This window comes from Niveispirillum sp., from assembly GCF_017996735.1.
In the GTDB taxonomy this organism is placed as follows: Bacteria; Pseudomonadota; Alphaproteobacteria; order Azospirillales; family Azospirillaceae; genus Niveispirillum.
Genome location: NZ_JAGOGJ010000011.1, coordinates 1 through 13,403 on the forward strand (window position 1 = coordinate 1; position 13,403 = coordinate 13,403).

Annotated in this window: 11 protein-coding genes; 3 read left to right on the forward strand and 8 right to left on the reverse strand. The window is 66.3% G+C overall.

Features of this window, described 5'->3' with window-relative positions:
* Positions 1-106 precede the first annotated feature (106 nt).
* Positions 107-1,339 (forward strand): divergent polysaccharide deacetylase family protein, encoded by a 1,233-nt coding sequence (locus KBA48_RS06140; protein WP_292904256.1) that lies wholly within the window; start codon positions 107-109, stop codon positions 1,337-1,339.
* A 46-nt stretch (positions 1,340-1,385) separates the two neighbouring features.
* Here the strand turns inward: KBA48_RS06140 and KBA48_RS06145 are convergent, their stop codons facing one another.
* From KBA48_RS06145 to KBA48_RS06180, 8 genes are all read right to left on the reverse strand, one after another.
* Positions 1,386-3,320: a S9 family peptidase gene (locus KBA48_RS06145; protein WP_292904258.1), complete on the reverse strand. Its 1,935-nt coding sequence runs from the start codon at positions 3,318-3,320 to the stop codon at positions 1,386-1,388.
* A gap of 90 nt (positions 3,321-3,410) precedes the next feature.
* Complete coding sequence (locus KBA48_RS06150) at positions 3,411-5,633, reverse strand: primosomal protein N' (RefSeq protein WP_292904260.1); 2,223 nt, start codon at positions 5,631-5,633, stop codon at positions 3,411-3,413.
* On the reverse strand, positions 5,630-5,986 hold the full coding sequence (locus tag KBA48_RS06155) for a type II toxin-antitoxin system RelE/ParE family toxin (protein WP_292904262.1): 357 nt from the start codon (positions 5,984-5,986) through the stop codon (positions 5,630-5,632). Before KBA48_RS06155 ends, KBA48_RS06150 begins: the two co-directional genes overlap by 4 nt.
* Before the next feature lie 5 nt (positions 5,987-5,991).
* Positions 5,992-6,285 (reverse strand): type II toxin-antitoxin system ParD family antitoxin, encoded by a 294-nt coding sequence (locus KBA48_RS06160; protein ID WP_292904264.1) that lies wholly within the window; start codon positions 6,283-6,285, stop codon positions 5,992-5,994.
* Between the two features lie 58 nt (positions 6,286-6,343).
* Positions 6,344-7,594 (reverse strand): Bcr/CflA family multidrug efflux MFS transporter, encoded by a 1,251-nt coding sequence (locus KBA48_RS06165; RefSeq protein ID WP_292904266.1) that lies wholly within the window; start codon positions 7,592-7,594, stop codon positions 6,344-6,346.
* Positions 7,595-7,712: 118 nt separating this feature from the next.
* A complete protein-coding gene (locus KBA48_RS06170; RefSeq protein ID WP_292904268.1) occupies positions 7,713-8,255 on the reverse strand; it encodes an SRPBCC family protein in 543 nt (180 codons plus the stop codon).
* Positions 8,245-8,568, reverse strand: coding sequence for a helix-turn-helix transcriptional regulator (locus tag KBA48_RS06175; RefSeq protein WP_292904270.1), 324 nt, complete (start codon positions 8,566-8,568; stop codon positions 8,245-8,247). Before KBA48_RS06175 ends, KBA48_RS06170 begins: the two co-directional genes overlap by 11 nt.
* Positions 8,569-8,631: 63 nt before the next feature.
* Positions 8,632-10,782, reverse strand: coding sequence for a methyl-accepting chemotaxis protein (locus KBA48_RS06180; protein ID WP_292904272.1), 2,151 nt, complete (start codon positions 10,780-10,782; stop codon positions 8,632-8,634).
* 279 nt (positions 10,783-11,061) lie between these two features.
* Here KBA48_RS06180 and KBA48_RS06185 point away from each other — a divergent pair, with 279 nt between their 5' ends.
* Entirely contained in the window at positions 11,062-11,958 is an 897-nt protein-coding gene (locus KBA48_RS06185) for an ABC transporter ATP-binding protein (protein WP_292904274.1), read from the forward strand.
* A complete protein-coding gene (locus KBA48_RS06190; RefSeq protein WP_292904276.1) occupies positions 11,955-13,367 on the forward strand; it encodes a hypothetical protein in 1,413 nt (470 codons plus the stop codon). The genes KBA48_RS06185 and KBA48_RS06190 overlap by 4 nt, the downstream gene beginning before the upstream one ends.
* Positions 13,368-13,403 lie beyond the last annotated feature (36 nt).

Below are 13,403 nucleotides of genomic sequence, written 5' to 3' on the forward strand. Positions count from 1 at the left end.
GCCCTGTCCCCTGCGGCGGGCGGCATTGCGGCAGGGGCATTGCGCATGAACGTGTGTTTGTAGCATCAAGGATTCCAACAACCCGACGCTGAGGTCCCGAACCGCCATGCCCCCCCGTTCCCGGCCCCCCGGCAACAAAGCCCCCCGTCCTGGTGCCGCCCGGCCCCAGCCTCCGCGCGGGCGCGTCCGGGTCGATGCGGGTGCGGCCAAAAGGGGGCGCGACCGTCTGGTTCGGGCGCGGCGGGCAACCCTGATCTGGCTGTCGCGGCTGGGTAATGGCGGACGCATCGCCCTGGGCCTGCTGGCGCTGCTGCTGGTGGCGGGTGGCATGACGGCGCTGCTGGGTCAGGAGCGTTATCACCCCGTACCCGCCGGTCCCGCCCTGACCCCCATGGAGGAAGAGGCCGACGCCACCGCCCCCGACGAACCGGAAGATGCCGGTGACGAGGACGCGGCGGAAACGGCCGATCTGCCCAGCCGCCCCGGCCCCGCCCCAACGGTGCCGGAGCAGCCCGCAGCGCCGGCACCGGCGCCGGTAGAAGAACCGGTAAAGCCCGCCGTGCCGCCGCAGGTCGCTGCCTTGCCGGCAGCCCCGCCCCGCCCCCTGCCCCCGCTGGTCGCACCACCCGCCGGCACCCCGGCCTGGAAACATTTCGCTCTGCCGACCCCCGCCGCCACGGGCCAGCCGCGCATCGTGATCGTCATCGACGACATGGGCGTGGACCGGCACCGGTCGGACAAGGTGGCATCCCTGCCCGGCCCCCTGACCCTGGCCTGGCTGCCCTATGCCCGCGATCTTCCACAACAGACGGAGAAGGCCCGCACCCATGGGCACGAGTTGATCGTGCATATGCCCATGGAACCAACGGGCAAGGAAGATCCGGGCCCTGGCGCCCTGCTGACCAGGCTGGACGAGGTGGCGCTGCGCCAGCGCCTGACAGCCAATCTGTCGGCCTTTCAGGGCTTTGTGGGCATCAACAACCATATGGGCAGCCGCTTCACCGCCGACCGTGCCGGCATGGCGGTGGTCATGGCGGAACTGGGGGCGCGCGGCCTGATGTTCCTGGACAGCCGCACCACCGCCACCACAGCCGCCGGCCCCCTGTCGGCGCATTACCATGTGCCCATGTTGTCGCGCGACGTGTTCCTGGACCATGTGATGACGGCGCAGGGCGTGGCCGCGTCCCTGGCCAAGGTGGAACAGATCGCGCGCAAGAACGGCCTGGCCATCGCCATCGGCCACCCCCACGATGTGACCATCGCCGCCCTGTCCCAATGGCTGCCGACCCTGCAGGCCAAGGGGTTTCAGTTGGTGCCGCTGACGGCGGCGGTGAAGTAAAAAACGCCCCGGCCTGTGGCAGGTGCGTTTTTCATTGCAGTGGGTTTCACTTCCCCAAATGCGTCTTCAGGAACTTTTCCCAGGCCTGCATGACGATCTTCATATGCTCGGTGACCAGGGGCGCATGGTCCATGCCCTTGATCTCCACATACTCGACCTGCTTTCCGGCCCGCTCCAGGGCGCGGCGCATATCGCGACCATGGGCGACGGAGGCTTGGTAATCCAGATCGCCATGGACCAGCAGGACCGGCACCTTGATCTTGTCCGCCTGATGATAGGGGGAGATGGGCTTCAGCGCGTCGGAATTGTCCCCGAAATAAAGGCCGCGCGTGATGTTGCCGAAACCGGACGATTTCACTTCGTCATAGAGCCGTTCCAGGTTGGCCACGGGGGCCGTGGCGACGGCACATTTGAATAGGTCTGGTGTCTTGACTGCCGCCATCAGTGCCGCGTAACCGCCATAGGACCAGCCCAGGATGCACATGCGGTTGGGATCGGCATAGCCCTGGGCCACGGCCCATTTCGCGGCGTCGGTCACATCATCCTGCATCAACCCGCCCCACTGCCTCTCACCCGCCTGATTGAAGGCGTAACCATAGCCGGTGGAACCGCGGAAATTGGGCTGCAGCACGCCGTAACCGCGATTGGCCAGGAACTGTGCCATCACGTCGAAGGTGCCGTCATCGCGCGAGAACGGCCCGCCATGCGGCATGATGATGAAGGGCAGGTTCTTCCCCTCCACCCCCACGGGAAGGACCAGATATCCCGGAATGTCGGTGCCGTCGGTGGCCTTGTAGGTCACGGGTTTACGGGGACTGACACTTTCCTGGGGGATACCGGGATAGGTGTCCCCGAATATCGAGAATTCCTTGGTCCGCCGGTTGAACAGGCGATAGGTGGTGGGCGCCGACAGGGAATAGCTGGCGACCAGCACCAGATTGCCCCCGTCCGCGACATCCATCACGATCTCCCGACTGTCGGGCACGGCCTTGTCCAAGGCGTCCTGTAGCTTTTGGACGGCGGGGTCCACCCATTGCCGGCGGGGCAGATCATCCAGCCAGGCAAAGGCGACCACGGCACCGCGCTGCACGACCGCGCTGCTGACATCAAAGCGCGGATCGCTGGCCACCTTTTCCCCCATCTGGTCGCTGGCCAGATCGTATCGATAGATGGCGGAAAGGTCTCCCTCATGCCGGGAAACGACGAAGAGATTCTGGCCGGAGGCATCAAAACCCAGGATGCCGAAGCCACCATCATCCTCCATCACCTTGTTCTTCATCATCAGTTCGAAATCGCCGCCGGCCACGCGACGCAGGTAGCGGCTTTCCAGCGCGCGGTCGTTATAGGTTTCGGCGATACGGATTTCCCCGGTGGGATCGGGGATGAAGGCGATGACGTTTCGAACAGGCCGGCGCACACGCGTAAAACTGCCGGAGATCACGTTCAACTTCACAACACCCGGCCAGGGCCCGTCCTCGGTGGGATAGGCGGCCAGCACGTTTTCATCATCGATGAATTGCAGAATCGGCGTGTGTTGCAAAAAATAGCCATTGTCGGGTGCCCGCGACAACAGCACCTTCATGTCCTTCAGATCGCGCGACATGGAGACCGTCCGCGTGAAACGCAGAGGCTTCCGCCCATCCGACGTATTCATCTTTTCCGTGGTCAGGATGCGGACCAGCAAGCGTTCATTGCTGATCCAGTCGAAACCCACGATCTCGGCATCGGACGGGCCGATAACGGCCGGCTTCTCCCCCGGCGTCAGTGGCAGCTTGCGCACCACCAGATGCTGACGACCATTGACGGGGGCCAGAAAGGCAACATGGCTGCCATCGGGCGACATATCCACATCCGCCATCACCGGCAGATGCGCGAAATTTTCCACCGGCAATTCCGGTGCCGCCTCTGCCAACGCGGAGCCCGCACACAAGCCAGCCAGCAACGCCCCGGCAATCCAGGACGCCCTCCACCCCTTACGCATTCCGGCTCCCCATCATCATGGCGTTCCCCCGCCCCTCTGATTGTAGCCTAGAAGATTGCCACCCGTCCGGCAAAGGATAACCCACACGTACTAGAGGAAGCTATAGGGGTCGATATCAACCTGAATACGCACGGATGACGGCACCTGAACCCGCATCAGCCATTCATGCAGTACAGGTTGCAATGCCACGGTTTTCGGCCCCTTCAGCAGCAACCTGCGGCGGTAACGGCCGCGCAGGACCGCCAGAGGCGCGGGCGCAGGCCCCAGAATCGTCAGGTCTTCACGCTCACGCGGGGCGGTCCGGCCCAGGGCGGCGGCGGCGGCATCCACGGCCGCCTCATCCTCCCCGGACACGATCAGCGCCGCCATGCGGCCAAAGGGCGGCATTTCCAGGGGCCGGCGCTGTTCGGCCTCGATCGCCAGGAACGTATCCCGGTCATGGGTAAGCAGGGCCTGCATCACCGGATTCTCCGGCATATAGGTTTGCAGCATGACGCGGCCCGGCCGTTCCTCCCGCCCCGCGCGGCCCGCCACCTGATGCAGAAGCTGGAACGTCCGCTCCGACGCACGCGGATCGCCGCCGGCCAGGCCCAGATCGGCATCCACCACGCCCACCAGGGTCAGCATAGGGAAATGGTGGCCCTTGGCCATGACCTGCGTACCGATCAGCAGATCGACGGCCCCGTCCTTCACCTGTTCGATCACGGTGCGCAGCGCCTGCGGCCCGGTCAGGGTGTCGGATGTCATCATGGCCACCCGCGCATCGGGGAACAGGGTCGCCACCTCCTCCGCCACGCGCTCCACACCGGGGCCGCAGGCGACGAAGCTGCCCTCCGCCTCGCATTCCGGACAGGCATCGGGGCTTTTCGCCTGATACCCGCAATGATGACATTGCAGCCGCCGCGTCAGCCGGTGTTCCACCAGCCAGGCGGTGCAGTTGGGGCATTGCAGCCGGTGGCCGCAACCGCGGCAGAGCGTCAGCGGGGCATAGCCGCGCCGGTTCAGGAACAGCATGCCTTGTTCGCCGGCCAGCATGGTCTGGGACAGCGCCTCACGCAGCACGGGCGACAGCCATTGCCGGGCAGGCGGGGCCTGATCCTTGCGCCGCATGTCAATCAGGGTGACATCGGGCATGCTGGCGCCACCATGGCGCGACGGCAGGTCGATGCGGCTGTACCGCCCCGTCTCGGCATTCACCAGCGTTTCCAGCGACGGGGTGGCGGATGCCAGCACGATGGGGAACCGGCCCAGATGGGCGCGCGCAACCGCCATGTCGCGGGCATGGTAGATGACGCCATCTTCCTGCTTGAAGGCGGCCTCATGCTCCTCATCCACCACGATCAGGCCCAGGTCGGGATAGGGCAGGAACAGGGCCGAGCGCGCGCCCACCACCACCCGCGCCTCTCCCCTGGCCACCGCCCGCCAGGTGTGGCGGCGCAGCGGCGGGGCCATTTCGGAATGCCATTCGGCGGGCCTGACCCCGAAACGCTGTGCGAACCGGTCCAGCCATTGCGCCGACAGGGCGATCTCCGGCAGCAGGACCAGTGCCTGTTTGCCGGCGCGCAGGGCCGCGGCCACCGCCTCGAAATAGACCTCCGTCTTGCCCGATCCGGTAACCCCGTCCAGCAGCGTCACGGAATAGGTGGCGGCCGCCACCTTCGCCGCCAGATCATCCGCCGCCAGACGCTGCGCGCCCGACAAGGTCTTGGGGCTGGCATCCGGGTCGGGCCGGGGAAAGCGCGGCAGGGCCAGCATGGGCACCGTGGTCAGCACACCCGCCTCCGCCAGCCCGCGCACCACGCCCGTACCGCACCCGGCCTCTGCCGCGATGTCGGCGGCCAGGCGCGGCGGCCCGTCGGACAGGATTTCCAGGATGCGCTTGCGAGCTGGCGTCAGGCGCAGGTCTTCCGGCACCTCCCCCTCGGCCCGCATATAGGCGGTCAGGGCGCGCGGATCCTCCAGCGCGGCGGATACGGAAACGGCCATGCGCAGAACGGCGCCCACTGGCGACATCGTATAGGCGGCGACCCATTCGACGAAGCGGCGGGTGATATCGGGCATGGGCGGCAGATCAATGGCGCGGATGACGGGACGCAGCTTGCGCTCCTCCACCCGCTCCACCTGCCCTTCCCCGTCGCCCCAGACCACACCGAACAGCCGGCGCGGACCCAGCGGCACCTCCACATAGGAACCGGGCAGCAGCACCATGTCGCCGGGGACACGATAATCATAGGGTTCCGGCAGCGGCAGCGGCAGTTGCACGCGCACACGGGCCGGGGGCGCCGTCACGCCGGAAAGCAGATCACCGGTCAATTGTCGTTATCCATATGACGGCGCGGGTCCATGCGGTCATGCAGGATGCGGAGGATATCGATCATACCCGGACCGGCAACGCGGTAGAACAGGGCATGCCGCGGCCGCTGCACCCGCCCTTCCGCGACCACGCCCCTGGGGCAATGGCGTAGATGGAATTCCATATAGCCCTCTCCAAGATCGGGGCACGCCATGGCGCCTTGCCGGCCCGGCTGCTCGGCCACCAACCTGAAAACCGCCTCCAGCAATGCACGGTAGCGTCGCCGGGCCAGGGTGCCGAAGGTGACTTCGCTATGAATCAGAATCTCCGCCGCATCGGCGCGGGCGGCGGGTGCAAGACGGTAACGGCCCATCGGCTTTACCGCGCCGGTTCGGCCACGCGGCGTTCAACTTCCTCTTCGATCTCATCGAACAGGGTGGAGAGCCCCTCGTCGTCAATCTCCAGGAAATGGCCATTGTCGATCTGCGACGCCCCCAGGTTCACCGCCGCACGCAGCGCCTCCAGCCTCGCCTTCTCCGCCGTCTCGCGCTTTTCGATCAGACGGATGCCCTCGCGCAGCACCTCGCTGGCATTCTGGTAGCGGCCGGAACGCACCAGTTCCTCGATCACCTTCTCGTGATGGTCGGTCAGGACGACGTTGCGCGTGGGCATGGGGCACCTCTGGTTGGGTCCCCATGTTCCCACAATTGGCAGATCATGCCAATGACGCTCATCCCCGCCGCATCAGCAGCCGGTCGGATGCCAGCCCCGCCAGGGCGCAGCCGCACAGGACGGCGCACATGGGCAACGGCGAACCGCCCTGCGACAGGGCACCGACAATGCCGCCGGCCACGGCCCCGATGCAGAGCTGCAGCGCGCCTGACAGGGACGATGCCGTGCCCGCCATATGCGGAAAGGCGGCCAGCGATCCGGCCATGCCGTTGGCCCCCACCAGACCCAGCGCGCCCAGATACAGGAACAGCGGCACGGCCACGCCGACGATGCCGCCAATGCCCAGCCCGCCCGTGACGATCAGGACCGCGCCGATCCCCGCCGTAGCCAGGATGCCCCAGCCCATCATCCGATCCACGCCGAAACGCAGGACCAGCCGGCTGTTGATGATGTTGGAGATCATCAGGGCAATGACATTCACCCCGAACAGAAAACCGAAATGGTCCGGCGACACGCCGAAATGTTCGATATAGACAAACGGCGTGCCGGAAATATAGGCAAACATGCCGGCAAACACGAAACCGGAGGACAGGGCATATCCCATGAAACGCCGGTCCAGCAGCAGAAGCGCATAGTTGGACAGCAGCCCGCCCGCATGGTTGGCCGCCACCCGCCCCGTTTCCTTCACGGTCAGCAGGCCCAGCCCGGCCAGCAGGCCAAAACCGCACAGGCACCAGAAGATGCCGCGCCAGCCCAGATGGATCAGGACCTGCCCGCCCGCCAGCGGGGCCAGCATGGGGGCCACGCCCATGACCAGCATCATCAGCGACATGACCGATGCGCCCCGGTCGCGGTCGAACGCGTCGCGCACCATGGCGCGCGCAATGACGGGGGCTGCGCAGGCCCCCACCCCGTTCAGGAACCGCCACGCCGTCAGCGACCAGATGTCGGGCGCCAGCGCGCAACCGACCGATGACGTTACGAACAGGACGATGCCAAGCGCGATCGGCCGCTTGCGCCCATACCGGTCGCCCAGCGGCCCCCACAGCAATTGCCCGGCGCCGTAGCCGATCAGGAAAACCGACAGGGTCATCTGCACCTGCGCCTGATCGGCGCCCAGGTCGGCGGCGATGGCAGGCAGGGCCGGCAGATACATGTCGATGGCCATGGGCCCGAACATGGTCAGGAAACCCATGACAATGACGAACCATGCGAAGCTGGTGCCGGGCGGCAGGCCACCGGGTCCGGCGACGGACTGGCCGCCCGCCGTCTGTTCCGTGAGAATGTTCCCGATATCAACACTGCGCATGTCGGATTGCCTTGCACCTGAACCCGGCTGGTACCGGGTAGTGCATTAATTAAAGCACCAGCCATGCCGCAGCGCACCCAGCCTGTCCCGATGGCAGAGGTCCGCTCACCGCATGGCCTCAGCCGGCAAGCATACGATCATAATCAGCCTCCAGCGCCGTATGCCGGGTCCAGAAGCCGGGGGCCGGCGTGCCCGACAGGTCGGCCGCCAATATGTCGAGATGCGTGTGCCAGCCGCCGGCCACGCTGATCATCATGTCATGGCCATCCAGGCGCCTATGGGTCAGCACCAGACGGACCTTATCCGACACCGGGGTCAGTTCGATGGTGACCAGCGACGGCGCGCCCGTTTCCTCCGCCCAGGTGAAGGACAGAAGCCGGCCCGGTTCCCAGGCCTGGATCACGCCGCTGGTCGCCACGCCATCCTGGCAATTGTCGCGATATTTGGCGGGAATATCCGTATCGCCGGGCCCCAGTTTCGTATTGTGGAATTCCAGGCGGAAGGACGTGCCCACCCGTCCCTGCATGGCGCCGAAGGCCAGCCAGCGGCCACGCTTGTCGCTGTCGGTCAGGAAGGACCAGACCCGCTCCACCGGTCCCGGCAACAACCGGTCGAACCGCACGGCACCCGCTTCCGTCACCACGCCGAAATCACTCATCATCCTCCCCCTCCAGCAGGGCCTGTTCCAGCGCATCCAGCCGCGAGGCCCAGAAACCGCGCACCCGCGCGATCCAGGCGTCCATGGCATCCAGACCGGCAGGGTCCAGGCTGTAGATGCGGCGTTGTCCATCCACCTTCACCCGCACCAGACCGGCTTCACGCAGCACCTTCAGATGCTGGGAAACGGCGGGCGCGCTGATGGCGCCCGCCTGCTGCAGGCGGGTAACGATGTCCCCGGCGCCATGGGGCTGCTGCCCCAGCATTTCCAGGATCGAACGCCGCGTCGGGTCGGCAAGGGCGGTGAAGCTGTCCATAGGAAGATATTTCAGTATTTACTTAATTAAGTCAATACCGAAATATCTTCCTATGAAGAAGCCTCACGCCGCCTGACGCTGGCTGTCGGCCAGGATGACGGCCAGCCGTTCACGCAGGGCCCGCATTTCAGCGGTTACCTGCGTGGCGCGATGGCCCAGATCCTGGGACAGGGTCCTGGTCTCGCTGGCGTCGGCCGCGACAGAGCGGATGCGGTCGGACACCTCCATCGTGCCGTCGGCGGCACCGGAAGCGCTGGCGCTGATGCTTTCCGTGGCGCTGCCCTGCTGGGTGACGGCGGCGCTGATCGATCCGGCGATCTCATCAATGCGGGCGATGACGTCATGTAACTGGTGGATATCGGCGATCACCCGTTCGGTGGCGCGCTGCACGGCGGTGATCTGCGATGTGATCTCCTCCGTCGCCATGCCCGTCTGGTTGGACAGGGTCTTCACTTCGGCCGCAACCACGGCGAAGCCCCGCCCGGCCTCTCCCGCCCGCGCCGCCTCGATCGTGGCGTTCAGGGCCAGCAGGTTGGTCTGGCCGGAGATGTCGCCGATCAACTGTGCCGCGCGGCCGATATTCTGTGCGGCATCGGCCAGTTGGTTGACCATGGCGCGGGTCTGCGCGCCCCGTTGCACGGCGTCATGCACCATGTCGGCCACGGCCGTCACCTGCCGCCCGATCTCCCGCGAGGATGTAGCCAGTTCTTCCGTCGCCGCCGCCACCGCCTGGACATTGCTGGTGGCATCATGGGCGGCACCCGCGACCCCGTCCGACTGTTCACCGGTGCGGGTGGCGGCGCCGGTCATGCGCTGCGCCATGGCCGCGATGCCTGCCGCCTCGGTCAGCACAGCCTCCACCCGGCGGGTCATTTCCTGTTCCAGCGCCTGGGCCAGACTGCCCAGCCGGTCGGCCATCTCCTGCTTATGCTCGCGCTCGCGCTCCTGCTCTTCCACCTTCAGCCGGTCCATCTCCTCGGCATTGACCCGGAAGACATCAATGGCGCGGGCCATGTCGCCGATCTCGTCCCGGCGCCCGGTACCGGGGATGAAGCTGAGCCGTTCACCCCGGGCCAACCCCTCCATCGCTCCCTCGATCTGGGCCAGTGGCGCCGTGATGGACCGGACCAGCAGCAGCGACAGCCCGCAGAACAAGGCCACCAACACCCCGCCGATAGCCATGGTCAGACGTTGCGTCTGGGTACGAATGCTGCTTTCCGCCTCCTTGGCCTCCGCCAGCCCGGATCTGGTATAGGTGAACAGCCGGTCGAGTAGCGGCGCGGTTTCGGCGAAGGCCGCATTGAACTCCTTCACCGCCTCTCCCTGGGCGGTCACCGCCGATGACAGCGCCACCATATCCTGGCGGTACTGCCGGGACAGGGTATCCAGGGTTTCTTTGGTCTGCGGGTCAAGTTGGCTTTCCGGAATGAAAAACGAGAATTCGTTAAAGGCCTTTCGATGCTGGCCGATATAGCTTTCTTCGCCCGTCATCATGAATGACTTCTCGGCGTTCCGCATTTCGGCCATGCCGATGAACAATTGCGCGTCCATGGTGGCGGGCCACTTCTTCAGCTCCGCCTCCGTCGCGGCCACGGACCGCGCCATCTGGCCCCGAAGACCGTCCTCATCTGTGAAGCCCACGGCCCGCGTCGCTTGGTCCACCTTGTCGAACGCAGCGGTCAGGCGCGACAGTTTCTCCGCCAATGCCGTGACCGTCGCCGTTTCTTCCCTTGCGGCGGGATGATCGGCCAGCGCGGCGGCAGCCTTTTCCGCCTCGGCCAGAGTCGATTTGAAGGCATCGCCGGCGGCAGGATCACGTTCACGCAGGAACCGCGTCACATGCAGTTGCAGCGCCGTCATGCCCCGGTTCAGGTCCGCCGCCGTCTCTGCCAGGGATGACAAGCCCGTCATCCGGTCGGACGCGCTTTCTCGCCGCGCGTCACCCAACAGGAACAGGCCTGCCGTCAGCAGCACCGTCAACAGGGCCGCCCCCACCAGAAAACCGATGCGGGTGGAGATGGAGAGGCGCGCCAGCCAGCCGCCCTCTCCCGCGTCCCCGGTGGATATCAGTCCGGCCGGCATCCGGGCCATCAACTGGTCGGCCAGTGCCGACAGGCGGTTCAGCCAGACATGTCGAGTGCCCTCTGCGGGCACGGGGGCCGGCAAATCCTGCGAACGGGAGGTTTCCTCACTGGGCAAGGTCAGTTCGGTCATGCCGCGCATCCCATAGATGGGGTTTTGCTAAAATCCCAGCAAATCCCGTTTCCACTCCCCCACGCGGGGCAACGGAATGTGCCGCCGCGCGGGGGCCTTCGGTCCCATCACATAGGGACGGTCTCGTAAAGGATTGGCGGCAGTTCCGTGAATTTTCAGTGACGGAACCCAGCGACGCAGCGTTGCAGCGAGGGAGCCTGCGGTTTACCATGATCGGCATCCCCCTCATGCGGCGTTGGTATGCTGATGACGCCGCTTTATCCTGGTGCCGACATCTTGATGACCACCCCAACTGCTGCGCCGTCCCTGACACTGACTGGATTGGGGCGGCGGTTCGGCACGGTCCGGGCTGTTCATGATGTGAACTGGACCTTGGGGCCAGGGATTCACGGGCTGCTGGGGCCCAACGGTGCGGGCAAGTCCACCTTGCTGTCGATGCTGGCCGGCACCCTTATGCCCAGCGAGGGGCGGGTGGAAAGCGGCGGTCAGGACATTGCCCGGGCCATGCGGTCCCATCATGCGCGCCTTGGCTATGCCCCGCAATCGGTAGACCTGCCGCCCCATGCCACACCACGCCAGTTGCTGGCCTACATGGCCGCCCTGAAGGGCCTGCCGGCGCGGGAGGCAGCCCGACAGGCGGCGGGCTTGGCGGACGCCCTGCATATCGCCGCAAAACTGGATACGCCGGTAGGCGATCTGTCCGGGGGGATGCGCCGCCGGCTGGTCGTGGCGCAGTCGCTGCTTGGACAGCCGGAAATCCTGCTGCTGGACGAACCGACGGCGGAACTGGACGGGTTCGAGAAGCTGGCCTTGCAATCCATCCTGACGGAGATGGCACCACGCTGCGTGATTGTCTTCTCCAGCCATATCGTTTCCGATCTGGAGGCCATTGCGGAGGATCTGCTGATCCTCTCACGGGGGCAGGCGATTACCGTCGGACAGCCAGAGATGCTGGCCGCCGCCCTGGAGGGACGGGTTGTCAGCCTGACGGTACCCGCAACGGCGATCGATCATGCCCTGCAATTCGGCACTGTCACGGGGCGCAAGCGTATGGCGGACGGCGTCCGCCTGCGGCTTGTGCTGAATGCCGGAAAGGCGGCGCCGCACGGCGCCATGCCAGAGGCCCCCAGCCTGGAAGATGCCTATCTGGCCGCCGTGGCGGAGCACCGGGCATGAATATCGGCGTGATCCTGGCGGTCGCCCGGTTCCAGTTGGCTGGCTTCACGCGGCGCCGCAGTCTGTGGGTCTGGCTGGCGCTGGCCTGTATGCTGGCCAGTCTTGCCCTGCCGCCGGCCGATGCCGGCTATGTCACGGTGTCCGTGGGCACGTTACGCCCGATCTACACGGCGGAAACCGTCGGGCTTGTCGTCGGTGCACTGGGTGTGACCCTTTTGCTGCCGGCCCATTTCATCGCCTTGCGGATCGCATTCCCTCCCGGGCGGCATCCGCTGCTGCTGACGGGGGCCACGCCGGTCAGCGATACCGCTTTCGCCCTGGGCCGCTGGCTGGCCGACACAATCTTTCTGGTGGCATTTTTGCTGTGTTTTGGCCTCGGCGGTTTGTTCATCCAGGCTGTCCGCGGCGAGGCCCCGGTGGAACAGCCCTTGGCGTTGCTGGGTCCGCTACTGCTGGTCGGTGTGCCCAGCGCTTCGTTGCTGGCGGGGTTCCGGGGGCTGGTGGAGGCACGGCGCTGGACACGCGGCCCGGTGGCGGCGGGCATCCTGATGATGGTTGCCTGGCTGGTCGTGCTGCCCCTGACCACCACCGTGTCGCGGGGCATGCTGGGGCCCGTCGCCGACCCGCTTGGCGCCGGCCAGCCCATGCATGATATGGGCGGGATGATTCCGGGAAACCATGGCACCACCTTTGGCATCCACATCACAAGGTCCATCGACGGCAGCTTCACCTGGGACGGATTTGACTGGTTCGACCCCTCCTACCTGGCGTCCCGGGGCATCTGGTTCCTGGCGGGAGCAGGCCTGGCCGTGGCTGCCGGCCTGCTGGGCGACCGATTCCAGCGCGCGGTTCACGCCAGCAGAGCCGGTGAGGCAGGCAAGGGCGCTGGCGCCGCACCCATGGCGGAGACCGCCCCAACCCCCGTGCGCCCGAATAAGGGAACCGGCCTCATCGTCCTTCTGCTGGCGGAGCTCCGCCTGTCGCGGCCGGGATCGAAGCTGCTGGCCGTCTGGCTGGTGGGTGCTGTCGCGCTGGCCCTGCTGACCGACGGGCCGGATGCAATGCGGCGCGCGGTGGCGCTGCTGCTGCTGCCCGCCCTGTTTCCGCTCGGAGACCTCGGTGTCAGAGCTTCGGGCAGGTCTCTGCTGCCCCTGGCCATGGCCGTGCCGGCCTCCACCGCCGTGAGGCGGCTGGCCGGGTATCTGGCGGGGCTGGTACTGGTCGTGACGCCGCTTCTGCTGCTTCTGACGGGGACGCTGTTGCGCGGCGGAAACTGGCCTGGGCCATGGCTGGGTCTGGTCGCCGTACTGTTGCCGGCGGTCGCCCTGCTGCTGGGTCGGCTGACGGGGTCGGGGCAGGCCTTCTCCATGCTGGGACTGATTGCCTGTTATCTGCTGTTCTCGGCCTGAAGGTTTGTAAGCGGACGCACAGCTTGCTATGGTTGT